General features: G+C 60.8%; 24 protein-coding genes and 1 pseudogene (1 of these 25 only partly in view). 17 read left to right on the plus strand and 8 right to left on the minus strand.

Annotation, left to right across the window (positions count from 1 at the left end; all coding sequences use genetic code 11):
- Positions 1-813 carry the 3' portion of an alpha/beta fold hydrolase gene (locus BK670_RS14230; RefSeq protein ID WP_123450438.1) on the plus strand. 21 nt of this gene lie to the left of the window's left edge, so only the last 813 of its 834 coding nucleotides appear in the window; its start codon lies beyond the left edge, outside the window; its stop codon occupies positions 811-813.
- A gap of 143 nt (positions 814-956) precedes the next feature.
- On the opposite strand, the gene BK670_RS14235 is transcribed toward BK670_RS14230, so the two are convergent.
- Positions 957-1349, minus strand: coding sequence for a GFA family protein (locus BK670_RS14235; RefSeq protein ID WP_123450440.1), 393 nt, complete (start codon positions 1347-1349; stop codon positions 957-959).
- 103 nt (positions 1350-1452) lie between these two features.
- On the opposite strand from BK670_RS14235, the pseudogene BK670_RS14240 reads away from it, so the two are divergent.
- The 4 genes and pseudogenes from BK670_RS14240 to BK670_RS14255 all read left to right on the plus strand — a co-directional run.
- Positions 1453-1545: pseudogene (locus BK670_RS14240) on the plus strand (LysR family transcriptional regulator); the annotation flags it as partial.
- A gap of 58 nt (positions 1546-1603) precedes the next feature.
- Positions 1604-2272 (plus strand): class I SAM-dependent methyltransferase, encoded by a 669-nt coding sequence (locus BK670_RS14245; protein ID WP_123450442.1) that lies wholly within the window; start codon positions 1604-1606, stop codon positions 2270-2272.
- A gap of 267 nt (positions 2273-2539) precedes the next feature.
- Entirely contained in the window at positions 2540-3043 is a 504-nt protein-coding gene (locus tag BK670_RS14250) for a VOC family protein (RefSeq protein WP_038366082.1), read from the plus strand.
- A 35-nt stretch (positions 3044-3078) separates the two neighbouring features.
- Positions 3079-3912 (plus strand): helix-turn-helix transcriptional regulator, encoded by an 834-nt coding sequence (locus tag BK670_RS14255; RefSeq protein ID WP_123450444.1) that lies wholly within the window; start codon positions 3079-3081, stop codon positions 3910-3912.
- Between the two features lie 168 nt (positions 3913-4080).
- Here the strand turns inward: BK670_RS14255 and BK670_RS14260 are convergent, their stop codons facing one another.
- From BK670_RS14260 to BK670_RS14270, 3 genes are all read right to left on the minus strand, one after another.
- Positions 4081-4668: a LysE family translocator gene (locus BK670_RS14260; protein ID WP_123450446.1), complete on the minus strand. Its 588-nt coding sequence runs from the start codon at positions 4666-4668 to the stop codon at positions 4081-4083.
- A gap of 199 nt (positions 4669-4867) precedes the next feature.
- Complete coding sequence (locus tag BK670_RS14265) at positions 4868-7105, minus strand: ATP-binding protein (RefSeq protein ID WP_123450448.1); 2238 nt, start codon at positions 7103-7105, stop codon at positions 4868-4870.
- Positions 7102-7716, minus strand: a complete 615-nt coding sequence (locus BK670_RS14270; protein ID WP_123450450.1) for a biliverdin-producing heme oxygenase — start codon at positions 7714-7716, stop codon at positions 7102-7104. Before BK670_RS14270 ends, BK670_RS14265 begins: the two co-directional genes overlap by 4 nt.
- A gap of 275 nt (positions 7717-7991) precedes the next feature.
- On the opposite strand from BK670_RS14270, the gene BK670_RS14275 reads away from it, so the two are divergent.
- A complete protein-coding gene (locus BK670_RS14275; protein ID WP_123450452.1) occupies positions 7992-8612 on the plus strand; it encodes a LysE family translocator in 621 nt (206 codons plus the stop codon).
- On the opposite strand, the gene BK670_RS14280 is transcribed toward BK670_RS14275, so the two are convergent.
- The gene (locus tag BK670_RS14280) at positions 8609-9022 is read right to left on the minus strand and encodes a VOC family protein (protein ID WP_123450454.1); all 414 of its coding nucleotides are present in this window, start codon (positions 9020-9022) and stop codon (positions 8609-8611) included. The genes BK670_RS14275 and BK670_RS14280 overlap by 4 nt on opposite strands.
- A gap of 181 nt (positions 9023-9203) precedes the next feature.
- Here BK670_RS14280 and BK670_RS14285 point away from each other — a divergent pair, with 181 nt between their 5' ends.
- From BK670_RS14285 to BK670_RS14300, 4 genes are all read left to right on the plus strand, one after another.
- A complete protein-coding gene (locus BK670_RS14285) occupies positions 9204-10286 on the plus strand; it encodes a bifunctional transcriptional activator/DNA repair enzyme AdaA (RefSeq protein WP_123450456.1) in 1083 nt (360 codons plus the stop codon).
- 32 nt (positions 10287-10318) lie between these two features.
- Positions 10319-11116, plus strand: coding sequence for an isocitrate lyase/PEP mutase family protein (locus tag BK670_RS14290; RefSeq protein WP_123450458.1), 798 nt, complete (start codon positions 10319-10321; stop codon positions 11114-11116).
- 1 nt (position 11117) lies between these two features.
- Entirely contained in the window at positions 11118-11747 is a 630-nt protein-coding gene (locus BK670_RS14295; protein WP_123450460.1) for a DNA-3-methyladenine glycosylase family protein, read from the plus strand.
- 320 nt (positions 11748-12067) lie between these two features.
- Entirely contained in the window at positions 12068-12583 is a 516-nt protein-coding gene (locus BK670_RS14300) for an HvfX family Cu-binding RiPP maturation protein (RefSeq protein ID WP_123450462.1), read from the plus strand.
- A 3-nt stretch (positions 12584-12586) separates the two neighbouring features.
- Here BK670_RS14300 and BK670_RS14305 read toward each other — a convergent pair whose 3' ends face one another.
- Positions 12587-14203 carry a L,D-transpeptidase family protein gene (locus tag BK670_RS14305; RefSeq protein WP_123450464.1) on the minus strand — a complete coding sequence of 539 codons (1617 nt, stop codon included), beginning with the start codon at positions 14201-14203 and terminating at the stop codon, positions 12587-12589.
- A gap of 150 nt (positions 14204-14353) precedes the next feature.
- On the opposite strand from BK670_RS14305, the gene BK670_RS14310 reads away from it, so the two are divergent.
- The 4 genes from BK670_RS14310 (at position 14354) to BK670_RS14330 (ending at position 17637) form a co-directional block, all read left to right on the plus strand.
- Complete coding sequence (locus BK670_RS14310) at positions 14354-15064, plus strand: murein L,D-transpeptidase catalytic domain family protein (protein ID WP_123450466.1); 711 nt, start codon at positions 14354-14356, stop codon at positions 15062-15064.
- 231 nt (positions 15065-15295) lie between these two features.
- Positions 15296-15553, plus strand: coding sequence for a DUF2790 domain-containing protein (locus BK670_RS14320; protein WP_123450468.1), 258 nt, complete (start codon positions 15296-15298; stop codon positions 15551-15553).
- A 9-nt stretch (positions 15554-15562) separates the two neighbouring features.
- A complete protein-coding gene (locus tag BK670_RS14325; protein ID WP_016985270.1) occupies positions 15563-16234 on the plus strand; it encodes a heavy metal response regulator transcription factor in 672 nt (223 codons plus the stop codon).
- On the plus strand, positions 16231-17637 hold the full coding sequence (locus BK670_RS14330) for a heavy metal sensor histidine kinase (protein ID WP_123450470.1): 1407 nt from the start codon (positions 16231-16233) through the stop codon (positions 17635-17637). The genes BK670_RS14325 and BK670_RS14330 overlap by 4 nt, the downstream gene beginning before the upstream one ends.
- A gap of 185 nt (positions 17638-17822) precedes the next feature.
- On the opposite strand, the gene BK670_RS14340 is transcribed toward BK670_RS14330, so the two are convergent.
- Positions 17823-19235 carry an MFS transporter gene (locus BK670_RS14340; protein ID WP_123450472.1) on the minus strand — a complete coding sequence of 471 codons (1413 nt, stop codon included), beginning with the start codon at positions 19233-19235 and terminating at the stop codon, positions 17823-17825.
- A gap of 103 nt (positions 19236-19338) precedes the next feature.
- Between BK670_RS14340 and BK670_RS14345 the strand changes: the two genes are divergently transcribed.
- On the plus strand, positions 19339-20226 hold the full coding sequence (locus BK670_RS14345) for a LysR family transcriptional regulator (protein WP_123450474.1): 888 nt from the start codon (positions 19339-19341) through the stop codon (positions 20224-20226).
- Here BK670_RS14345 and BK670_RS14350 read toward each other — a convergent pair.
- A complete protein-coding gene (locus BK670_RS14350; RefSeq protein ID WP_123450476.1) occupies positions 20223-20843 on the minus strand; it encodes a cell wall hydrolase in 621 nt (206 codons plus the stop codon). The two genes, BK670_RS14345 and BK670_RS14350, sit on opposite strands and share 4 nt — an antisense overlap.
- Before the next feature lie 199 nt (positions 20844-21042).
- Between BK670_RS14350 and BK670_RS14355 the strand changes: the two genes are divergently transcribed.
- Together BK670_RS14355 and moaA are read left to right on the plus strand one after the other, a co-directional pair.
- Complete coding sequence (locus BK670_RS14355) at positions 21043-21894, plus strand: CAP domain-containing protein (protein ID WP_123450478.1); 852 nt, start codon at positions 21043-21045, stop codon at positions 21892-21894.
- 197 nt (positions 21895-22091) lie between these two features.
- Positions 22092-23090 carry a GTP 3',8-cyclase MoaA gene (moaA, locus tag BK670_RS14360; protein ID WP_123450480.1) on the plus strand — a complete coding sequence of 333 codons (999 nt, stop codon included), beginning with the start codon at positions 22092-22094 and terminating at the stop codon, positions 23088-23090.
- Positions 23091-23107 lie beyond the last annotated feature (17 nt).

Genomic DNA, 23107 nt, shown 5'->3' on the forward strand with positions numbered 1-23107 from the left:
AAAGACGGCGTCGAGATTTTCTACAAGGACTGGGGCCCGAAAGACGCGCCGGTGATCCACTTCCACCACGGCTGGCCGCTCAGTTCGGACGATTGGGATGCGCAGATGCTGTTCTTCTTGGGCAAAGGCTTCCGGGTAGTTGCCCATGATCGCCGTGGGCATGGGCGTTCGAGCCAGGTCTGGGACGGGCACGATATGGATCATTACGCCGACGATACGCTGGCCGTGGTCAATCATCTGGGTCTGAAGAACGTCGTGCATGTCGGCCATTCGACCGGCGGCGGTGAGGTCATCCATTACATTGCCCGGCATGGTCAGGCCAACGTCGCCAAAGGTGTGTTGATCAGTGCCGTGCCACCGTTGATGGTGCAGACCGAGAGCAATCCGGGTGGGCTGCCGAAAGCGGTGTTCGATGATTTTCAGGCGCAACTGGCGGCGAACCGGGCGCAGTTCTATCGCGATATCCCGACCGGGCCGTTTTATGGCTACAACCGGCCGGGCGCCACACCTTCGGAGGGGATCATTGCCAACTGGTGGCGGCAAGGGATGATCGGCGGCGCCAAGGCGCATTACGACGGGATCGTCGCGTTCTCGCAGACGGATTTCACTGAAGATTTGAAGAAGGTCACGGTGCCGGTGCTGGTGATGCATGGCGAGGATGACCAGATTGTGCCGTATGCGAACTCGGGGCCGTTGTCGGCCAAGTTACTGCCGAACGGCACGCTGAAGTCGTATCCGGGCTTTCCACATGGGATGCCGACGACGGAGGCCGAGACGATTAATGCGGATCTGCTGGCGTTCATTCGCGGCTGAGATCATTGGCAGCCATACACTTCCCCCCTGTGGGAGCGAGCCTGCTCGCGAAGCAATCTGTCAGTTGAACTCGAGCTGAATGACCCACCGCTTTCGCGAGCAGGCTCGCTCCCACAAGGGGGATGTGATTGGGCTCACGTCCATTATTCCTCTGTGCGACTTGTGCTTTCACGATCACGCTCGTAGTGATGAGCCAGTGGAAGCGCCGGTAACCACGCCTCACGGCGAATGGTCCAGAGCTCATAAGTGGGTTTGCACTGGTTAGGTTCATCGAGCGAACCCACATTGACCTCAACTTCATCTGCCGAACGCGTGAACACCGGAGAGCCGCAGCGCGGACAGAAAAAGCGCCCGTTATAGTCGCGGGTTTCGCCGATGACTTTCAGCGCATCCTCGGGAAATATGGCCGAGGTGTGGAAGAGCGTGCCGTGGCGTTTACGGCAGTCGAGGCAGTGGCAGATGCCGACGCGGTATGGCTGACCTGTCACTTCGAAACGGACATCGCCGCACAGGCATCCGCCAGTCAATAGATTCATGTCGCACCTCCTCTAAGGCAGCCTGCCAGTGATCACAAATTTTCTGAAAACTTTTTGCCCTTCACGCGCAGCTTTCCGAACATCAAGAAATGACGGGGGCCCACCCTTCGCGGGCTACTATCTCTACTATCCGAATCGCCGTGAGCATTCATCAGCGTTCGGTGTTGTGGTGGATGCGCTGATCTACAAGCCATAGTGCGGCTCGTCTGCGATCAGCGTCCATACTGTGGCTTTTCAATAATTGGGACACCGCCATGCCCTCCCCCGAATCCACCCTTTTGCAGAGCTGGCACGACAACGCTGATGCCTGGATCGAAGTGATCCGCAGCGGTGCTATCGAAAGCCGTCAGCAGGTCACCGATCAAGCGATTCTGCTGGCGATCATGAGTCGTCAGCCGCAGCGTGTGCTTGACCTCGGGTGTGGCGAAGGCTGGTTGTTGCGAGCGTTGGCGGATCGCGGGATGGCTGCCGTGGGTGTGGATGGTGATACGCGGCTGGTCGAAGCGGCGCGTCTGGCGGGGTCGACGCAGGTGTATGTCGCCAGTTATGAAGCGCTTGTCGAAGCGAAGGTCGACGTGGGGCGTGATTACGATTTGATTTGTGCCAATTTCTCACTGCTGCATCAGGACATTATTGCGCTGCTGGCCGCTATGAATGCGTTGCTGATTCCTGGTGGCGCTCTGGTCATCCAGACCTTGCATCCGTGGGCGGTCGCGGCTGGGGATTATCAGGATGGCTGGCGCGAAGAATCGTTCGCCGGATTCAAGGGCCAATGGCAGCCGATGCCGTGGTATTTCCGCACGTTGTCGAGCTGGGTCAATGCCCTCGATATGGCTGGGTTCCAACTGGTCGGCCTGCAAGAACCACAACACCCGCAAAGTCTGGTGCCGCAGTCGTTACTGATAACGGCGCAGCGCCGCTGAACCCCAGGAATCAACACAATCCATTGTAGGCCCTCGGCTGCTCTCGATAGCGGTGTGCCAGGTCATATCAAGGTGTGAATGTCAGACCGCAATCGCTTGCAGGCAAGCTCCCACATAGGTTCTGGGCGTACCCGAATACTGTGAATACCACACAATGTGGGAGCCAGCCTGCTGGCGATGTGGTGGATCGATCTACGGCACCGGCAATCGACCAAGGACTGACTACGCTGTTATTCCAGCTTGTCTAACCTGCCGAGGATGACTGCCATGCAACGCTTTCAAAAACTTACGCCCTGCCTGTGGTTCGACGATCAGGCCGAAGCGGCCGCGAAGTTCTACTGCTCGATCTTCGATCACTCGAAAATCACCGGCCTGACCCACTACAGCAAGGTCGGCCAGGAATTTCACGGCAAGCCGGAAGGTGCGGTGATGACCGTCAGTTTCGAGCTCGACGGCCAGACCTTCACCGGGCTCAACGGTGGGCCGATGTTCAAATTCAGCGAGGCGATCTCGTTTCAGGTCAATTGCCAGAATCAGGAAGAAGTCGACCATTTCTGGGGCAACCTGTCCGAAGGTGGCCCCGTCGAAGCCCAGCAATGCGGCTGGCTCAAGGACAAATTTGGGGTGTCATGGCAGATCGTGCCGGTGGCGTTCATGCACATGATGCTGGATGCCGACACCAGCAAATCGCAGCGCGCGATGCAGGCGATGTTCACGATGAAAAAACTCGACATTGCCGAACTCGAACGGGCCTTTGCCGGCCAGAGCTAATACACTGGCGCCCTGGCCTGCCGGGAATAACAACGATGAAACACGCTGCCGCCAAAAACCCTGAAAAAGCCCCGCGTTTCTGGCGCGACGCGGCGCTGCCGTTCATTGAAGCACGGGCCATCGCCGATGGCCGCGAAGTCTGTTACGCCCGGCATTCCCACGCGCATTTTTCCATTGGTGCGATTACTACCGGACGCAGCACTTATGTGCATGAACATGCACAGTTCGAAGTAGCAGCGGGCACTGTCGTGTTGATGAACCCCGGCGATGTGCATGCCTGCAATCCGATCGATGATCAGCCATGGTCGTATGTGATGTTGTACGTCGAGACGCCATGGCTGACGGATTTGCAGCATCAGATGGGCTTTGCCCGTGATCTTGAGTTTCGGCGCTTTTCCGCTACTCACCTCGACGACACCGCGCTGTTCAATGGCCTCAATGGACTTTATGAAACATTGGTCGACGAACAACAGGACGTATTGCGCAAACAAAGTGCAGCGGTGGAGTTTTTCAGCGATCTGCAACTGGGCTTGAACCCCGCCGGCCCCTCTCTTCGCGAGCCTAACTTCAAGCTGGAACGCGCCGCCGATTTCATCCGCGAGCACTGCACCGAGGCACTGAACCTTGACGACATCTGCGCGGCCGCACAACTGTCACCGTCGTACCTGATCCGCGCCTTCAAACAGCATTACGGCATGACGCCCCACGCGTTTCTGGTCAACCAGCGCATCCAGTTCGCCCGCGAGCGTTTGCGGGGCGGGCAGTTGATTGCCGATGTGGCGCTTGAGGCGGGGTTTGCCGACCAGGCGCATTTTCAGCGGGCGTTCAAGCAGCATCTGGCGGCGACACCCGGCCAATATCGCGGCTGACCGATCCGCACTCATTCCTGTGGCGAGGGAGCTTGCTCCCGCTGGAGGGCGAAGCACTCCCAAACCTGATGAATGCGGTTCATCTGGATAACCGAGTCGCATGAGAGTGGGGCTGCTTCGCAGCCCAGCGGGAGCAAGCTCCCTCGCCACAAAAGTTGCCAGCCTGCTTTATGTGAACAGCAGGTAGATCGCGCTCAGTGCCAACAACCCCGCCATCACCCGATTGAACCAGCGCATTCCCGCCGCATTGCTCAAATACCCACGCAGAAACGTCCCGGCATACGCCCAGCAGCCGACCGACAGATAACAAATCACCAGATACACCGCCGCAAACTGCCAGACCAGCCGGGCCTCGCCATCGGCGACAAACGCGCCCATACCCGCGACGCAGGCCAGCCAGGCTTTCGGGTTGAGCCATTGCATCACCGCGCCATACAGCATCGATGGCGCCCGCCCTGACTCACCGGCATTCAATTGTCCATCATCGGCGGCGAGTTTCCAGGCCATGAACAGCAGAAACGCCACGCCCGCCAGTTGCACCACACGGGTCATGAACGGCCAGAGTTTCAACACCTCGTGTAAACCCAGGCCCATCAACACCAGCAGCAACACAAACCCTAACGTGGCCCCGGCGACATGCCGCTGACTGGCGCGAAAGCCGAACTGCGCCCCGGCACTCAACGCTACGATATTCACCGGCCCCGGCGTAATGGATGCTGCCAGCGCAAACGCCGCCATGGAAACAATCAGACTCATCGCACACCTGCTTCAAATCGAGGAACAAGGTGCTCACGGTATCGAGCGTCCGATCCTCGGTATTGAAGAAAATGCCCCTGCGATTCTGATGATTCCCCTGTGGGAGCGAGCCTGCTCGCGAAAGCGGTGGGTCATTCAATGCTGCATTGACAGAACAACCCCATTCGCGAGCAGGCTCGCTCCCACACTAAAGCTGCGCTCAGTCCAGGCGTGGCACGGTGAAGCGGAACTCGCTGCCCTGCCCCGGTTCGCTTTCGGCGAAGATCTGGCCGCCGTGGGCTTCGACGATGCCTTGGGTGATGTACAAGCCCAGACCAGTGCCGGTCGGATTGCCCTCTTTCACCGTCCAGTAGCGGTCGAACACGTACGGCAGATGCTCCTTGGGAATGCCCTCGCCGCTGTCGCGCACGGTGAAGACGATGTGATCGCCGACCGACGTGGCCTGCACGCCCACTGTGCCCAGGCGCGGGGTGAACTTGATCGCATTGCCGACCAGATTGGACAGCACCTGAAACAGTCGCTCCGGGTCGGCATGGATGCGCAGATCGGGTTCGGCGGCAAAGGAAATGCTGATGTCCTTGTCCAGCGCCAGCGGCGCGAGCAGCGCCTGCGCCTCCTCGAACATTTGCCCGACATCGAGCTTTTGCGGGGTGATGGAGTAGCGCCCGGCGTCGATCTTCGAGGTGTCGAGCAAATCCTCCAGCAGCGTGTTCATACGTCCGGCGGCCTGTTGCATGGTGTCGATCGCCGTGGAGATGCGTCGCGAGGTGTGCGGGCCGTCGGAGCTGAAGGCCTTTTGCATCATGCCGCAGAGCATCGAAATCACGGTCATCGGGTTGCGCAGATCGTGGGAGACCACCGCTACCAGTTCATCACGGGCGCGCACCGCTTCCTGCTCGCGACGCACCTGCCGGGCCAGATCGTTTTCCAGCGCTGAACGGCGCAGATCGTTGGCGGCAAACAGATCGCCGTGGCTCCACTTGGTGGAGATCCCGGCCATCTCGACCTTCCAGATTTCGAACGAGGTACGCGGGCGCAAACGCAGGCCGGCATCGGAGTTTTCCAGGTCCAGCGGTTTACGCGGATCGCCGCTCCAATTGATGTTTTCCTTGACCTCCGGACGGAACCAGAAGACGCCGTTGTCCACCGGTTTCGGCAGGCTCATGGCGAGCACCCCGCTGGCCACCTGCTGATACTGCGCGGCCGGCGGGTAGACGCTGGCCAGGTGATGACTGGCAAAAACCGCCTCGCCGCTGTCCTGCAGCCACTTGTGCAAGGCGCGGATTTCTTCCGGCTCAGGGCAGTTGCCGTAACGGTGCAGTTGTTTGTCTTCGATGATTGCGATGCCGCCGGCATTGGTCAGCGCCATCAACGTCTGCGGCTGATTGGCTAGACCGTCGAAGACATTTTGCGGCGAGTCGATCATCGCCTGATTGAGCAACGCCAGCGCTTCGACTTTCTCTTCACGCTGGCGGCTGATCTCGAGCGCTTCCATGGCGCTGATCTGCAGCGACAGCACCTGGCCGATGGTCTGGCACGCCGCGCGCAACTCGTGCGGCACGTGCAGCGGCTGACGATTGCCGCAACTGATCAAGCCCCACAGTTTGTCGCCCTTGAGCAGGGAAATGCTCATCGACGACAGCACGCCCATGTTCTTCATGTACTGACAGTGAATCGGCGACACGCTGCGCAGGGTGGCAAAACTCAGGTCCAGCGGCGTGTTCGTGTCCGGGCGCAACTTCGGCACCAGCGGCACCGGTTGGTAATCGGCATTGGGGATGATCCGCAGCCAGTTGGTGCGATACAGCTCGCGCGCCTGTTCGGGGATGTCCGACGCCGGGAAAAACAAGCCATTGAACACTTCCATCGACGGGTCGGAGGCTTCGGCGATGACCTGACCGTGGCCCTCCTCCTCGAAACGATAGATCAGCACCCGGTCGTAACCGGTCATGGCCTGGATTTCCTTGACGCTGATGTCATACAGCGCCTGCAACGTGGTGGCCCCTTGCAGACGCTGGAGCATGCGCCCCAGATGCGTCTGGTTGCCGGCGACGTTGCGCGGCTGGAAATTTTCCACGTGGATTTCCAGCTCCAGAATCAGTACCCCTTGATGGCGGTGCAGCAAACCCTCGAATGCCGTGCCGTTGAGCCTGAAGCGCAGCGGCTGCACATCGGACAGCGACGGTTGCAGCAAGGCTTCGCGCACTTGTGCCGCTTCGGCGTCGCCGATCAGGCTTTCCAGAGGCTGGCCGATCAGGCTTTGCGGCGCCCGGGCCAGCAGGGTTTCGACGTTGGCGCTGACCTGAATGATCGCCAATGCAGGCTCGCTCAGGGTCAGCAGCAAACCGTGGGGCTGGATCGCACCGGGGAAACGAATCGGCTCGTCGGCACAGTTGGCCAGCAATTCTTCAAAGGCGTCTTTGTCTTGCGGGTTCATGCCAGTACCTCCCGGCTTTCGAGCCAGCGCTCGAAACAACTGAATGTGGTTTGTGCGGCGGTGACGACCGCGGCGCGCTCGGCGGCGCTCATTGGCCGACTGCCGAGGTATTCGATGAAGTCACGCCAGCGCCGGCCCGTGGCGGCGCCGTAGATATCGAGAAAGGCCGCGCCGTTATCGGCTTCCAGGCCTAACCGGGTGGCGATTTCCCGGCGCAGAATCTGCCCGCCGAGCGTCGCACCCTCGAGGACGTAGAGCACGCCCAGGCAGGCAGCGCTTGAGTCGATGACCGGCAACGGCTGGCACTGCGGCAAATTCTGCAGCGCTTCGGCAGACACGCCCAGTGCGTGCAGATCAGTGCGCAAGGTTGAAGCTTTGAGACGAGGTGTCAGATCAAAATCGGCAGGCATTGCATCGCTGCGTAGCAAGGCGTTTTCCAGCGGCAGATAGAAGCCGTAATAAGCCTGCATCAAGCGCACAAAAGCCTGGGTATCGAGGGTATCGGAGAAAAAGGGAAGGCGTTTTTCCAGTGCGATGTGCAGTTCGGCAGTGCCGGCTCGCAGATCTTGCAGCACCGGTGGCACATAAACTTCACGGGCCTTTGCTTGCATGTAGATCGCTCTTGGTGGGGCCGCCTGGGGCCAAACGGGGTGAGTGCAACGTCGGCGAAATTTTACACGGCTATCGCGGTTTCTGACCGGCCGGATAGTTATTTCTGACGAAACCATCACCCTCTGATTGATTCAGAGTCAAGGCATCTGCAAAAAGTTCGACCGCGTTGCCCAATCGCGGCGGGCGCTGTACCGCGACAGCGCCGCGTGACTGTATGGGTCTGGGCGCGTGGGGGCTGTGATAAAAATATCGCTCTCGTTTCTGGAGTGCCGTCATGGATCTCGCCACGCTCATCCTGTTTCTCCCGGCCTGCTTCGCCCTGAACATGGCCCCCGGGCCGAACAACCTGCTGTCGGTCAGCAACGCTACGCGCTATGGCTTTCGCCGCGCCTGCACGGCAGGTATCGGGCGAATTGTGGCGTTCGCCGGCATGATTGCGCTGGCCGGTGCCGGCCTGTCGGTGGTGTTGCAGACTTCGGAATGGTTGTTCCATGCGATCAAGATCGTCGGCGCGGCGTATCTGTTGTACCTGGCCTGGCAGTTGTGGCGGGCCAACCCCGAGGCTGAACAGCAAGTAACAGGCGCAACCGTTGGCTTCTTTGCCTTGGCGCGGCAGGAATTTCTGGTGGCGGCGGGTAATCCCAAGGCGATTCTGCTGTTCACCGCGTTTCTGCCGCAGTTTATCGACCCGGCGCGTCCGGTGCCGGCGCAATTTGCCGTGCTCGGCGTGCTGTTTCTACTGCTGGAATGGATCGCCATCAGCGCCTATGCCTGGATGGGCCTGCACATGCGGCGCTGGTTCGCCGAGCCGCGCGGCAAACGGATCTTCAATCGTTGCTGCGCGGGCCTGCTGTCGGCAGCGGCTTCTGTGCTGTTACTGGCCAAACGCGCTTAAGCCTCGGACGGACCTTTGAGTTCGACCTGATTGCCGTCCGGGTCGAAGCAGTACAGCGACAGCCCTTTGCCCTCGGCGCCGAAGCGTGATTCGGCTTTTGCCACGCTCAGGCCGAAGGATTGCAAGTGTGCACTCAGCGCCTCTTCGTCGAACGGTTCGATGCGCAGGCAGAAGTGGTCGACGTTACGCCGTTCGTTGCCGGCCGCCCCGCCGCCCTTGCGGCCGAGTTCGCCTTGCAGGTCAACGAGGTCGATCATTGAAGTGCCGGCGCGCAGGTGCACCAGGCCCAGCGGTTCATTGCGCTTGACCACTTCGGCGCCGAAGACCTGGCTGTAGAAGTCGATGCTGCGTGACAAATCGGCGACGCGCAGGACGATGTGATCAATATGCTGGATGGAAAACGGATGCATCGGACACACCTCAACAAACGGTAGGAGCTGCCGCAGGCTGCGATCTTTTGATCTTGTTCTTTAGAGGCAAAGTCAAAAGATCGCAGCCTGCGGCAGCCCCTACACGGTAGTTCAGGGGGGGTGAAAATTCACTGTCGATTTTTCGGTGGAGCCATCGACAAACTGGTTTTACTCTCAGCCCATGAACATACAAACCGCTGTCCTGCCGCCCCACGCCGAAATGGTTCGCGCCATGCTCGAACGCGACACTGCCTATGAAGGCGTGTTCTTTACGGCGGTGAAAACCACCGGGATTTTCTGCCGCCCCAGTTGCACGGCGCGCAAGCCGAAACCGGAGAACGTCGAGTTCTTCGCCCATGCCGATGATTGCCTGTCGGCGGGCTATCGCGCCTGCCTGCGCTGCAAACCACTGGACGCCGCCGCCATCGCCCCGGACTGGGTGCAACGGCTGCTCAACGCCGTGGACGCCGATCCGGAGATGCGCTGGAGCGACGCACAATTGCTCGCTGAAGGCATCGAGCCGCTGAAGCTGCGGCGCTGGTTCAAGCAGCATTTCGGCATGACCTTCCATGCGTGGCTGCGCACGCGTCGGCTAGGCATGGCGCTGGGCGGGATCAAACAAGGCACCTCGATTGATCACGCCGCGTTCGATTCCGGCTATGAATCGCTCAGCGGTTTTCGGGATGCCTTCCAGAAGTCGTTTCACATCACTCCGGGCCGCGCCGAACACAGCGAGCCACTGCTGTTCACCCGGTTGACCACACCGCTGGGGCCGATGATCGCCATGGCTGAACGTCGTGGCCTGGTGTTGCTGGAGTTTCTCGATCGCCCGGCGCTGACCCGCGAAGTCGAAGAACTGCAGGGCCGCTATGGCTACGCGGTCGCTCCGGGGCACAACGCACATTTGCAGCAGATCGAGGAGCAACTGGCGGCGTACTTCGCCGGCAAGCTCAGCGAATTCAGTGTGCCGCTGCATTTGCCCGGCAGTGAGTTCGCCCGGCAGGTCTGGTCGGCGCTGCTGCAAATCCCTTACGGCCACACCAGCACCTACGGCGCGATCGCCGCAGGCTTGGGTAAACCCGGGGCCAGTCGCGCAGTAGGTCTGGCCAACGGGCACAACCGATTGTCGATCGTGGTGCCCTGCCACCGGGTGATTGGCGCGGATGGCTCGTTGACCGGCTATGGTGGAGGGCAGCCGCGCAAAGCGTTTCTGCTGCGACTGGAAAACGCCGCCGTGCAGCTCACACAACAACTGGCATTCTGACCAATCGAAGCAACTGACAAGAAGGATTTTTGATGAACGCGCTCGCTACGCAGTTTCACCAGTTGCACCAGCAAGGTCTGTTGATCCTGACCAATGTCGCCGACGCCACCGGTGCGCGACTGGTCGAGCATCTGGGCGGTAAAGCCGTAGCCACCAGCAGCGCGGCAGTGGCCTGGGCCCACGGCTACCCGGACGGCAACGCCCTGCCCCTCGAACGGCTGGTGTCGACGGTGCAAGCCATCGCGCGGGTGATCAGCGTGCCGTTGACCGTGGACGTCGAGGCCGGTTATTCCGATGACCTCGGGCACGTGGCCGAAGTGCTGGATGCGGTGATTGCGGCGGGTGCTGTCGGCATCAATATCGAGGACGGTTCTGCCGATCCTGAACTGCTGGTGCGCAAGATCGAAGTGGCGCGACAGGTGGCCAACAAGCGCGAGGTGAAGCTGTTTATCAATGCGCGCACCGATGTCTATCTGAAAAGCCTGGTACCGGCCGAAGATCGTGTCGCCGAAACCCTGCGTCGCGCCGCGCTGTATCAAGCGGCGGGCGCCGATGGTCTGTTCGCGGCGGGCGTCACGGGTGCCTATGAGATCGAGGCAATCTGCAAAGGCACGACGCTGCCGGTCAATGTGCTGGGCTTCACTTGCCTGCCGTCGCCTGCAGAGCTGCAGGCGCTGGGCGTACGCCGCTTGAGCGCCGGCTCTGGCATCGCCGAATTCCTCTATGGCGCGATGGGCGGGCTGGTGAAAAGCTTTCTGGCCAGCGGCAAACTCGATACCCATGACCTCAAGGCCTTCACCTACGGCGAAGTCAACGGCTTGCTGAAGTAACATGGCTGAGGATTATCAGGCGGCCAGTGCGTTTCTGGCCGCGCTTGATCCGGACTGGCAGCGCCATGTCGCAGCGGTCGGCCCGTGTCTGCATCAGCCGCATCCGGCGCGCGATCCGTACGAGTCGCTGGTGCGGGCGATTGCTTATCAGCAACTGCATGCCAAGGCTGGCGATGCGATTATCGGGCGCTTGGTGGGGTTGTTTCCCGGTCAGACATTTCCTCGTCCCGAGCAGATGCTTGCGACGGAGTTTGATCGTCTGCGCAGTTGCGGGTTTTCCGCGGGCAAGATTGCGACGATTCAAGGGATTGCTCAGGCGACACTGGATGGCGTGGTGCCGGATTACGCCACGGCACTGGCTATGGATGACGAGGCGCTGATCGAGCGTTTGATCAGTCTGCGCGGGGTAGGTCGCTGGACGGTAGAGATGTTGCTGATCTACAGCCTGGAGCGCATGGATATTTTGCCGGCGGATGATTTTGGCGTGCGCGAGGGGTATCGGCGGTTGAAGGGGCTGGAGGTGCAGCCGACGCGCAGGCAGATGGTTGAGATCGGGTTGGTTTGGAGTCCTTTTCGGACGGTGGCGGCTTGGTATTTGTGGCGGGTGCCGAAACCGTTGCCCTCACCCTGACCCTCTCCCAGAGGGAGAAGGAACTGATTGGCGGATATTGGAGATTGACGCCGACTTGAAATAGCGTCTGTGAATCCATGATCGCCAAGACTTGGATCCATAATCGACTCGGATTTTCAGGTCGATGTTTAATGCAAGACACCTCGGTCGGCCCCTCTGGGAGTGGGCTGGGGTGAGGGGCCTTTGACTGTATCGCACTGTATATTCCGAAGCCGCAGACACACCGAAAGCACAATTCCCCACCCTCGCCGACACATCCCCGATACACCCCAACGCTGAAATACCCCGGTCGACTTCACTCAACTCACCGGAGCTGCACCATGACCGCCACCCTTGCAACCGCCGTCAAAAGCCTGCACCTGAACCTCGACCGCGCCGGCACCTGGCTTGCGCCACTGACCCTGCGCCTGTTCATCGCCTGGGAATTCTTCGAGTCCGGGCTGGAGAAATTCAACGGGCAGAACTGGTTCGAAGACATCCAGGACAGATTCCCCTTCCCGTTCGATCACCTGCCGGCAACGCTGAACTGGGAACTGTCGATGTGGGCCGAGCTGATCTGCGGTGTGGCGATTCTGCTCGGTTTCGGCACGCGGATCGCGGCGGTTTCGCTGATCGTGGTCACCGTCGTGGCCACCGCCGCCGTGCATTGGCCCGCTGACTGGTCGTCACTGAGCGAGCTGGCGCAGGGGTATGCGATCACCAACAAAGGCTTCGGCAACTTCAAGCTGCCGGCGATTTACCTGGCGGCGCTGCTACCGCTGGTGTTCGCCGGGGCTGGCAAGTTGAGTGTCGATGCGTGGCTGGCGCGGGTGTTCTGGAACAGCAGCACCCGCTGATGCTCAATGCGCCCGATCAAGCCCGGCGAGCAAGGCGCTGTCGCGGCTGTAGATGTCCGGCGCGTAACGCACACGGCCACTGCTGTCGACCTGTGCCGTCCAGTAAGTCATCAGGATCGGCACCGGCGCCGACAGACGAAATTCGTGGGTGGTGCCGGTGGCCAGCAGGGTTTCGGTGCGGGCCTTTTCCGCCGGCGTGAGCAGCAGATCACGCAGTTGCATCGGGTGCTCGACCCGCACGCAGCCGGAACTGAAGGCGCGCGGGCCTTTCTCGAACAGCGCCTTGCTTGGCGTGTCGTGCAGGTACACCGAGAACGGGTTGGGGAAGCGGATGACCATTTGCCCCAGCGGATTACGCGGCCCGGCGTCCTGGCGCAGCATGATGTTGCCGGGGTTGTCCCAATCGATGTCCGCCGCCGCCAGCGGCTGCCCGTTGGCGTCGAGCACTTGCAGGTTCTGCCGGCTGAGGAAGGTCTGGTCCTTGCGGATTTCCGGGAGTTTGTCTTCCTTCCAGATGGTCGGTGGCACGGTCCAGGTCGGGTTCAGGGTCAGGCGCGTCACCCGGGATTTCAGCAGCGGCGTCTGGCGTGCGGCGCGGCCCACCTGAGTACGCGTCTGCCACACCGCCACACCGCCCTGATACAGCGTCAGTTCAGCAGCGGCGACGTTGACCAGCAAGACATTGGGCTCCATGTCCTGGGCCATCCAGCGGAAACGTTCGAGGTTGACCCGCAGTTGCTCACGGCGGCTCAGCGGACTGATGTTGAGTTCGGCAATCGTTCCCGGCCCGACCACGCCGTCAGCCTGCAGCGAATGGTTGGCCTGGAAACTCTTCACGGCGTCGACCAGCACGCCGTCATAAGCATTCCCGAGAGTCCCGATGGCGTCGGTCAGATAGCCTTCGCTGTACAAACGCTGGGCCAGTTCCGGCACGCGTTTGTCTTCCATGGCCGGGCGCAACAGCGGCCCGCTGCCCACCGACTGCCACTGCGGCAGGGCTTTGAGCCGTTGCGCCGCGTAGAGCTGGCGCAGGTCCTGATATTGCGCCAGGCGCGGACGGGCCAGATCAAACGCGGCGGGAATGTCGTGCATGCCCGGTACGGCGATGGCCAACAATTCCGCCTGACGGTCGCGCGGGAGATCGTCAGCGCGCCACAGCGGTTCGAAGTGCGATTGCAACAGGCGACCGTAGTGCAAATCCTGCAGGGCCTGGAGGTAGTTGCGACTGATATCGATGTCCGCGCACAACTCGCCATCCTGGGGCACGGTGGTCGCGATCGGATAGCGTTTAGGATTGAGGCCATCGTCGGCCAACAGCTGCAATTGCGCCTGCAAAGCCGGCAATCGTGCCGATTCGCTGGCCCACACCGGCATCCAGTCCTGCTGCTGGTAGAACGCCTGCAATTGCGTCAGCGCCGGGCCGTTGAGACGCGCGGCAATCGCCGGACACGACTGCGCCAGGCTGATCAAAACCGCCTGCAACGGACTTTGCGGTTCTACCGGCATTTCTGCCGGTGGCGTTGGCAATGTCTCCAGCGGCGGCAACGGCTCATCGGCACAAGCGACAAACGGCGCAGCGAGCAAACAAATGCTCAAGTAGCATGCGTACTTTTTGAACAACTGCTTTACTCCAATCCATGGCCGTCTAGATGATGGCCAACCTTACATCAGGTGCGCTGAACAGTCAGGCTCGATCTGTGGGCTTGCGGGTAACGACTGGGAGTCAAGAGCCAAAGTGCCAAATAAGTAGCAAGTGAGGACACTTTATAAATGTTGACGTTTTTGCGCCGACTTCTGTTGACTGCCACCGCTCTCGTCGTGACCAGTCCCGTTTTTGCCGCCGGCAAACCCTCGCCGGTTCTCTTCACCAGCCTCGCGCACGCCGCGCCAGAACTCAATCCCCAAGCGCTGAAAGGTGCGTTGAGCGCCATGCAGTGCGCGGTCAACAACGGTGCGAAACCGTCGCGCCACCTGGCGATCATCGACTATTCGCAACCGTCCACCGAACGCCGCCTGTGGATCTTCGACCTCAGCAAACAGAAATTGGTGCTGCGCGATCTGGTCGCCCATGGTTCGAATTCCGGGGAAAACTTCGCCACGCAGTTTTCCAATGTCGAAGGCAGTTATCAATCCAGCCTTGGCCTGTTCCGCACCCAGGAAAGCTATAGCGGCACCCACGGTTATTCGCTGCGCATGGACGGTCTTGAGCCGGGCTTCAATGACATGGCCCGCGATCGCGCCATCGTCATTCACGCCGCCAGTTATGTGAATCCGTTGTGGAGCAAGAAACAGGGACGCATCGGCCGCAGCCAGGGCTGCCCGGCAGTGCGGCCGCAGATTGCCAAACAGGTGATTGATCGTCTGAAGAACGGCCAGTTCATGTTTTCGTGGTACCCGGATCAGCGCTGGCTGAAGTCGTCGCCGTACCTGAACTGCCAGCCGCAGCAGGTGGCGAGCATCCTCAATACCCACGCGAGCTGACCGACCACCACAAATCCCCTGTAGGAGCTGCCGAAGGCTGCGATCTTTTGACTTTGACGTTTAGAAGCAAGATCAAAAGATCGCAGCCTTCGGCAGCTCCTACAGGGAGATTCGCAATCACTTTCATTACAACTTTGTCATTCAGCTGTCGGTTTGCCGTGCGGATCGCTCGGTAGCCTGAAGTTGTCCCGGCGCCAATGCCGATCAACCTTGACCACTGAGTGACTGACCATGAAAAGCCTCCTGCTCGCCTTCACCGCCCTCCTCGCCACCGGCAGCGCGTTCGCCGCGAACATGCCCGACACTTCCGTGATCCATGACAAATCCGGTTTCTACGTCAATCTGGATGTCGACAAAGTCCTGTCCAGCACCGATATTTCACAAGCGTGTGGCGTGGTCCCGGCGCAATTGAAATACCTCGACCATCAGGGCCGCGAACATGTGCTGGACTATCAGGTACAAGGCAGCGGCTGCATCAATGACCATTGAGACTGATCGATGAATATTCTGGTTGTCGAAGACGAACCCAAGGCCGGCAATTACCTGCTCAACGGTTTGCAGGAACTGGGTTACAGCGTCAGCCTCGCCCGCGACGGCGCCGACGGGCTGCACTTGGCGCTGGAACACAGTTTCGATGTGATCGTGCTCGATGTGATGATGCCGAAAATGGATGGCTGGGAAGTCCTGCGCCGGCTGCGCAAGGAAGCCGACACACCGGTGCTGTTTCTCACCGCCCGCGACGATATCGCTGACCGCGTCAAAGGTCTCGAACTGGGTGCCGACGATTACCTGATCAAGCCGTTTTCCTTCGCCGAACTGGTGGCGCGCCTGCGCACCCTGACCCGGCGCGGACCGATTCATGAAGACGAACAATTGCAGGTCGCCGACCTGCAGATCGATGTGCTCAAACGCCGCGTGACCCGCGCCGGGGTGCGCATCACCCTGACCAACAAGGAGTTCGCGTTGCTGCAGTTGTTCGCCACCCATACCGGGCAGGTGCTGGCGCGTTCGCTGATCGCTTCGCGGGTCTGGGACATGAATTTCGACAGCGACACTAATGTGGTTGATGTCGCCGTGCGCCGTTTGCGGGCGAAGATCGATGACCCGTTCCAGCTCAAGCTGATCCACAGCGTGCGCGGTATCGGCTATCGCTTCGATACGCAACCATGAGCAGCCCTCGGCCGTATTCGTTAACCCTGCGCCTGGCGCTGGTCTTCGCCCTGCTCGCGTTCGCCTCGCTGGCCGGTCTTGGCGCAGCGCTGTATGGCGAACTCGAAGCGCAACTGATTCGCCGCGACGACATCTCGCTGGTCAGCCGCGTCGACCAGTTGCGCACTTTCCTCAACGACAGCAACACCCTCGAATTGATCAAGAACAAACCGGCGCTGTTCCAGAACATGCTCGGCAATCGCGAAGCGCTGCTGACCATTGGTGCGCCGGGGCAGCCGCCGTTGCTGGTGGTCAATCCGGGCAATCTGAGCACGCCGACGTTGCCAGCAGTCCCCGTCGATCATGCGATGACGCTCAAGGATGTGCAGCATTTGCCAAGTGTCGACGGTGTGCCGTTTTCGGCGGTGGCGGCGAGTATTGATTCCGGTGAACTGGGCAATTTGCAAGTCACCACCGGGCGCCTCATGAGCGAGCGCACAGCGATGCTCGCCAATTACCGTTTGAGTGTCTATGGCCTCGCCTCGCTGGCGGCGTTGTTACTGGCGGTGGTGGGCTGTTTGCTGGTGTATCGCGGTTTGCTGCCGTTGCGGCGACTGGCGAAACACGCGCATGGCATTGGTGTCGGCAACCTTGGCGAACGCCTCGCCAGTCACGGAGCCCCACGGGAATTGCAACCGATGATCGAAGCGTTCAACGCCATGCTCGATCGACTCGCCAAGGGTTTTGCGCAGTTGAGCCAGGTATCCACCGACATGGCCCATGAGTTGCGCACGCCGATCAACAACCTGCTCGGCGAAACCCAGGTTGCGCTGCAGCAGAACCGCAGCATCGAGGCCTACCAGCAACTGCTCGCCTCCAATGTCGAAGAGCTGGAGCGCCTGACGCGCATGCTCGACAACATGCTGTTTCTTGCCCGCACCGATCCGGCCAGTGCCCTGAGCCAGCGGCAGGAGCTGGACGCGGCAGATGAAATGCAGCGCATTGCCGATTACTTTGAAGGCCTCGCGGCGGATGTCGGGGTTTGCATCGAGGCACGCGGCAGCGGTGTGATCTGGGCCGAACCGATGCTGCTACGCCGCGCACTGGCCAATTTGTGCGCCAATGCGATTAAGTACGGCACAGCGGATTCGACGGTGCAGGTGGAAGCGATTGCCGAGATCGACGGCGCCTATCTGCGGGTACGCAATCACGGCGAAACCATTGCCCCTGAGCATCTGGCGCGGCTGTTCGAACGTTTTTATCGTGTTGATCAGTCCCGTGAGCGCTCGGCGCAATCCAATGGTTTGGGTTTGTCGATCGTCGCGACCATCATGCAGTTGCATCAGGGCCGTTATAGCGCCAGCAGTGCCGATGGCATCACCTGCTTCGAACTCTTTTTCCCCGCGCGTCAACCTCGAGACTGAACATCACCACTTTTCCCCTGTGGGAGCGAGCCTGCTCGCGAAAGCGGAGTGTCAGTCACCGGAGATGTTACCTGTGCCGGCCTCTTCGCGAGCAGGCTCACTCCCACATTCGATCTCGGTTCGGCCGAAGATCTACTGATCAACCCGCCCCCTGTGGGAGCGAGCCTGCTCGCGAAAGCAGAGTGTCAGTCACCGGAGATGCTACCTGTGCCGGCCTCTTCGCGAGCAGGCTCACTCCTACAGTTGAACTGCGCTCGGCTTATGATCAAAGCCATAGCCATCAATGCCACCGCGACGCCGAAAGTGATGTGCAAGCCGCTGGCAATCGATGTTGCCGGCGCCTGCGTCGGATCGCCCGCCGCCAACGCAAACACTGCGCCCATCACCGCCGCCCCGGTGATCAAGCCGAGGTTGCGCGCCAGCCCGAGCATCGCCGAGACCACCCCGCGCTGCTCCTGACGAACACCTGCCATCAATCCGGTGTTGTTGGCCGCCTGAAACAGCGCATAACCGAGGGCAACCAAGGTTATCGGCAGCAAATACCCCGGCAACCCCAAACGCATCGGCAACAGTGCCAACAAACCGCAACCGCAGGCCATGGCGAACAACGCGCCCGGCACGATCCGCCGCGCGCCAAAGCGGTCCACCAGACGCCCGGCCGGCACGCCACCAAACGCAGACAACAAAGGCCCCACCGATAACGCCAAACCGACCACAGTACTGCTGAGGCCTAACCCACGGCTCAGGTAAAACGGCCCGACCACCAGCGTGGTCATCATCACGGTGGTCACCAACAGCGTCAGCGCCAGACTGCTGCTCAGTCGCGGATCGCTGAACAGTGACAAGCGAATCAGCGGCGCCCTGGCCTTCATCTCGACCACGACGAACAACCCGACACCGCACAGGCTGGCCAGCAGCAATGGCCACGAGAAACCTTCAACCGTCATTGCCAACGCATAGGCCCCCAGCGTGAAGACCAGCACCGCGCTGCCAACATAATCGAACGCTATGCGCGCCCCTGCTGCCCGATCCGCCGGCAGAAAGCGGTACACCAGCCAAGCATTGAGCAAGCCCAGCGGCACGTTGAGGAGAAAAATCGCCTGCCAGCCGACATGCGCCATCAACAGCCCACCCAGCGACGGTCCGAGGGTGGTGCCGGTGGCTGACATCGTTGCCAGCAAGCCCATCGCACTGCCCGCCCGCGTCTTCGGCACCGCGTCGGCGACCAACGCCACCGTCAAAGCGAACATGATCGCCGCGCCGACGCCTTGCACCGCCCGTGCGCCGATCAGCCAGCCAAGTCCCGGCGCCAGCGCGCAGGCCAACGAGGCGCTGGTGAAAATGCCAATCCCGATCAACAGCAATCGACGCCGACCGAAGCCATCGCCCAGACGCCCGACACTGACGATCAAAGTGGTGATTGCCAGCAGGTAAGCGAGCACGATCCATTGCACCTGTTGAAACATCGCCTCGAACGCCGTCGCCAGAATCGGCAGCCCCGCGTTGGCGATGCTGGTGTCCAGCGACGGCATCAACATCGACAAGGCCAGACTGGTCAGCGCCCAGCGGGCGGGAGTGCTCAGAGGTTCTTGGGGCATGGCAGGCTCGCAGTACAAAGGTGATCGGGCATAGCCTGAGCCTCGACAACACACGGCGCAAGACGCATGCTTTGCACTCAATACCTGCACGGAACGCCATGTCATGACCACTCCGGATCTGAACCTGCTGATCACCCTCGACGTATTGCTGCGTGAAGGCAGCGTCGCCCGTGCCGCCAAATGCCTGCGGTTGAGCCCGTCGGCCATGAGTCGCGCCCTCGCCCGTCTGCGCGAAACCACCGGGGATCCGCTGCTGGTGCGCGCGGGGCGTGGCCTGGTACCAACGACGCGCGCACTGGAATTGCGCGAACGGGTCAGTCATCTGGTGCAGGAAGCCGAGGCGGTTTTGCGCCCTGCCGAAGTGCTCGACCCGCGCCGCTTGCAACGCACCTTCACTCTGCGCAACACCGACGGCTTTGTTGAAACCTTCGCCGCCGCCCTGCTCGCGCGCATCGCCGAAGAGGCGCCCGACGTGCGTCTGCGTTTTGTGCAGAAAGCCGACAAGGACAGCACGCCGCTGCGCGAAGGCCGCGTCGATCTGGAAACGGGTGTGGTCGATGACAGCACCGACCCGACGTTGCACAGCCGCATCCTGTTCCAGGATCAATGGATCGGTGTGGTGCGTGAGGGGCATCCACTGAGTTCGGGAAAAATCACCAGCAAGCGTTTTGCCGGCGGCGAGCACATTCTCATTTCACGACGCGGGCGCAGCAGTGGCCCGGTAGACGAAGCGTTACTCGCGCTAGGGCTGACACGAGACATCGTCACCTCGTTCGGTGGATTCTCGGCGGCGCTGACGCTGGTGCGTGAATCAGACCTGATCGCCACTGTCCCGCAGCGTCATACGAGCAAACTGCGCACGGGCCTGCACAGTTTCGCCCTGCCCTTCGCGATGCCGGACATCAGCGTATCGATGCTCTGGCATCCGCGCATGGACGCCGACCCGGCGCATCGCTGGTTGCGCGAGTGTGTGCGGCAAGTCTGCGCTTAACGCGCGTCGCCACCGGCAGGTTTGTAGAAGAGAAATTTCTTCGTTTCGGCGGTCTTGCGGTACTCCTTGGCCCAGCTCGGATGCACATTGCGGTCATGGAAATACAACGCGCCATTGGTGCGATCCTTGAGCTGGCGGTTCAGCGCTTTGCGAGCGATATCCTTGGCCAGCGTGTATTCGGCATCTTCCTTGACCTGATCCGGACGCCCGTCGCACCACCAGGAAAACTGACAACTCTTGGTTTCCGAACCTTGTTTGACGACAGCGCACACCGTGTCGGGAAACCCTTCGTGACCGAGGCGATTCATCACCACGCTAGCCACGGCTTCCATTTCCGGCGTGTCTTTGCCTTTGGCTTCCCAGTAGATACTGCGCGCCAGACAAGTGATCGGATCGTCCAGCGGCGCGGCACCGGCGGGGTCGACCGCTTGCACTTCGGTCGGGGTGATGGCCTCGGCTTTCGGGGCCGGGGCGGCGCTGACTTTGTCTGCCGCTTTCTCTTCCAGCACTTGGGCTTTTTCTTCAGCCTGCGCTTTGATCGGGGCCTGATCGGTGGCCCATGCAGCGCCTGCCAACAGGGTGAATACGAGACAACCCGCCCAGCCTTTCAATCCCATGTCTGTTCTTCCGGCAGCGCCCGATGCGGGCAAGGTATTACGTCAGGGAGACACCCGGTTTGCGGGGTCTTCGGTGAGTGTAGACGGCAAATCCAGCGGCAAAGTTGCGCAGAAAAACCGCTGAATGAAGAAAAAAGACATTGCACTCACCGGGGGCCTTTCGCGCATCATGGGCGCACTCAGCTCAAGGGAGATTTCCATGCGCTTCATGCCATCTGTTTTGCGTCTTGCCGCGTTGTCCGTGGGCGTTATGTTTGCCATCCCGGCCCTCGCCGCCGATGAGTTGCAACTGATCGAGTCGATCAACAGCTACCGCAGCCAGCCGCAGCGTTGCGGTTCGCAGGCATCGAATGAATTGCCACCGCTGTCGGCTGATCCACGGCTGCGATTACGCGCCACCGGAGCTGTCGATCTGCAACAAGCCATGGCCAGCGCCAGTTATCCGATGGTCAATGTGCAGGCGATCACGCTCAACGGCCCGCGCGATGCAGCGTCGGCGATGAAGGCGATTCAGGAAAGTTTCTGTCAGGTGGTGCTCGATCCGCAGTTTGTCGATGTCGGGGTCAGCCGCGATGACCGCGACTGGCGCATTGTATTGGCGCGGCCGCTGCTGTCGGCCAAGCTGGGGGACGCGCAAAGTGAGGGGCAGAAGTTGCTGAGCGAACTCAACGTCGCCCGCAGTCAGGCGCGTCAGTGTGGCGGTCAGGCGTTCGCCGCTGCCGCACCGCTGGCCTGGAACGCGACGCTGGGCACGATCGCGCAGGATCACAGCCGCGACATGGCCAACAACAATTACTTCGACCACAAGGACCGCGACGGCCGCACCCCGGGCGATCGCGCGGAACTCGCCGGTTACAGCGGCCAACAGGTCGGCGAAAACATCGCCGCCGGGCAAGACACCGTGCACAAAGTCGTCGAAGGCTGGCTCGCCAGTCCCGGCCACTGCGCCAACCTGATGAACCCGCAATACCAGGAACTCGGCGCCGCTTACGCGACCGACCCGAAAAGCAGCGCGGGGATCTACTGGACCGCAATGTTTGGCGCCCAATAAATCTCCCTCCTGCCCTGCGGAGAAAATTACTTTCTTTACAAGACCTCGCTTAACTGACGAATAAACCTTCGGCGAAAAAAGTACATCATCGACGGGATCAATCAGCTGTTCATTAACAGTGATTGGACGGCACTGAAAGTTAGCCATAACCTGCACCGCCCCCCTTCAACCGGGGTTTTCATTCCTGCGAGGCTGTCATGTCAGAGCGTGTCTTGATCGATGGTTACAACCGCCGCGTCGACTATCTGCGCATGTCGGTCACCGACCGCTGCGACTTTCGCTGCGTCTATTGCATGGCCGAAGACATGCAGTTTCTGCCGCGTCAGCAAGTGCTGACCCTGGAAGAGATTTATCAACTGGCGCAGAGCTTCGTGGCGCTCGGCACGCGCAAGATTCGCCTCACCGGGGGCGAGCCGCTGATTCGTCCGGGCGTCGTCAAGCTCTGCGAGCAAATCGCCGCCCTGCCCGGCCTGCGCGAGTTGTGCATGACCACCAACGGCTCGCAACTGGGCAAACTCGCGGCGCCGCTGTTCGACGCCGGGGTCAAACGTCTGAACATCAGCCTCGACAGCCTCGATGCGCAGCGCTTCAAACAGATGACCCGCACCGGCGATCTGGCGCAGGTGATCAACGGCATCGATGCCGCGCGCAAGGCCGGTTTTACCCGCACTAAACTCAACGTGGTGGTGATGCAGGGCCGCAACGATGAGGAGATCAACGATCTGGTCAGCTTCGCCATCGACCGCCAGCTCGACGTCTCCTTCATCGAGGAAATGCCGCTGGGGATCATCAGCGAACACAGCCGCGCCGAGTCGTTTTTCTCCAGCGCCCAGGTGCGGGAAAAGATTGCCGAACGCTACACCTTGATTGACTCGGCCGAGTCGACTCAAGGCCCGTCGCGCTACTGGCGGCTGGCGGAGGCGCCGGAGATTCGCCTGGGCTTTATTTCGCCGCACAGCCACAACTTTTGCGGCACCTGCAATCGCGTACGCCTCACCGTCGAGGGTCGCCTGCTACTGTGTCTGGGTAACGAGCATGCGGTGGATCTAAAAGCAGTGCTGCGTGCCCATCCGGGGCAACCGCAGCGGCTGGAGAAAGCCATTGTCGAGGCGATGAAGCTCAAGCCGTATCGGCATAACTTCGAAGTGAACGACGATGTTCAAGTCGTGCGCTTCATGAACATGACAGGCGGCTAGACCGCCCCTTCCAAGGG

The organism is Pseudomonas fluorescens, assembly GCF_003732425.1.
GTDB classification, from domain to species: Bacteria; Pseudomonadota; Gammaproteobacteria; order Pseudomonadales; family Pseudomonadaceae; genus Aquipseudomonas; species Aquipseudomonas fluorescens_BE.

What these genes read in the sequence shown, in the direction of transcription:
- BK670_RS14235 (WP_123450440.1), bottom strand. Translation starts at nt 1,349, where the DNA reads ATGAATCTATTGACTGGCGGATGCCTGTGCGGCGATGTCCGTTTCGAA.
- BK670_RS14245 (WP_123450442.1), top strand. Translation starts at nt 1,604, where the DNA reads ATGCCCTCCCCCGAATCCACCCTTTTGCAGAGCTGGCACGACAACGCT.
- BK670_RS14250 (WP_038366082.1), top strand. Translation starts at nt 2,540, where the DNA reads ATGCAACGCTTTCAAAAACTTACGCCCTGCCTGTGGTTCGACGATCAG.
- BK670_RS14255 (WP_123450444.1), top strand. Translation starts at nt 3,079, where the DNA reads ATGAAACACGCTGCCGCCAAAAACCCTGAAAAAGCCCCGCGTTTCTGG.
- BK670_RS14260 (WP_123450446.1), bottom strand. Translation starts at nt 4,668, where the DNA reads ATGAGTCTGATTGTTTCCATGGCGGCGTTTGCGCTGGCAGCATCCATT.
- BK670_RS14265 (WP_123450448.1), bottom strand. Translation starts at nt 7,105, where the DNA reads ATGAACCCGCAAGACAAAGACGCCTTTGAAGAATTGCTGGCCAACTGT.
- BK670_RS14270 (WP_123450450.1), bottom strand. Translation starts at nt 7,716, where the DNA reads ATGCAAGCAAAGGCCCGTGAAGTTTATGTGCCACCGGTGCTGCAAGAT.
- BK670_RS14275 (WP_123450452.1), top strand. Translation starts at nt 7,992, where the DNA reads ATGGATCTCGCCACGCTCATCCTGTTTCTCCCGGCCTGCTTCGCCCTG.
- BK670_RS14280 (WP_123450454.1), bottom strand. Translation starts at nt 9,022, where the DNA reads ATGCATCCGTTTTCCATCCAGCATATTGATCACATCGTCCTGCGCGTC.
- BK670_RS14285 (WP_123450456.1), top strand. Translation starts at nt 9,204, where the DNA reads ATGAACATACAAACCGCTGTCCTGCCGCCCCACGCCGAAATGGTTCGC.
- BK670_RS14290 (WP_123450458.1), top strand. Translation starts at nt 10,319, where the DNA reads ATGAACGCGCTCGCTACGCAGTTTCACCAGTTGCACCAGCAAGGTCTG.
- BK670_RS14295 (WP_123450460.1), top strand. Translation starts at nt 11,118, where the DNA reads ATGGCTGAGGATTATCAGGCGGCCAGTGCGTTTCTGGCCGCGCTTGAT.
- BK670_RS14300 (WP_123450462.1), top strand. Translation starts at nt 12,068, where the DNA reads ATGACCGCCACCCTTGCAACCGCCGTCAAAAGCCTGCACCTGAACCTC.
- BK670_RS14310 (WP_123450466.1), top strand. Translation starts at nt 14,354, where the DNA reads ATGTTGACGTTTTTGCGCCGACTTCTGTTGACTGCCACCGCTCTCGTC.
- BK670_RS14320 (WP_123450468.1), top strand. Translation starts at nt 15,296, where the DNA reads ATGAAAAGCCTCCTGCTCGCCTTCACCGCCCTCCTCGCCACCGGCAGC.
- BK670_RS14325 (WP_016985270.1), top strand. Translation starts at nt 15,563, where the DNA reads ATGAATATTCTGGTTGTCGAAGACGAACCCAAGGCCGGCAATTACCTG.
- BK670_RS14330 (WP_123450470.1), top strand. Translation starts at nt 16,231, where the DNA reads ATGAGCAGCCCTCGGCCGTATTCGTTAACCCTGCGCCTGGCGCTGGTC.
- BK670_RS14340 (WP_123450472.1), bottom strand. Translation starts at nt 19,235, where the DNA reads ATGCCCCAAGAACCTCTGAGCACTCCCGCCCGCTGGGCGCTGACCAGT.
- BK670_RS14345 (WP_123450474.1), top strand. Translation starts at nt 19,339, where the DNA reads ATGACCACTCCGGATCTGAACCTGCTGATCACCCTCGACGTATTGCTG.
- BK670_RS14350 (WP_123450476.1), bottom strand. Translation starts at nt 20,843, where the DNA reads ATGGGATTGAAAGGCTGGGCGGGTTGTCTCGTATTCACCCTGTTGGCA.
- BK670_RS14355 (WP_123450478.1), top strand. Translation starts at nt 21,043, where the DNA reads ATGCGCTTCATGCCATCTGTTTTGCGTCTTGCCGCGTTGTCCGTGGGC.
- moaA (WP_123450480.1), top strand. Translation starts at nt 22,092, where the DNA reads ATGTCAGAGCGTGTCTTGATCGATGGTTACAACCGCCGCGTCGACTAT.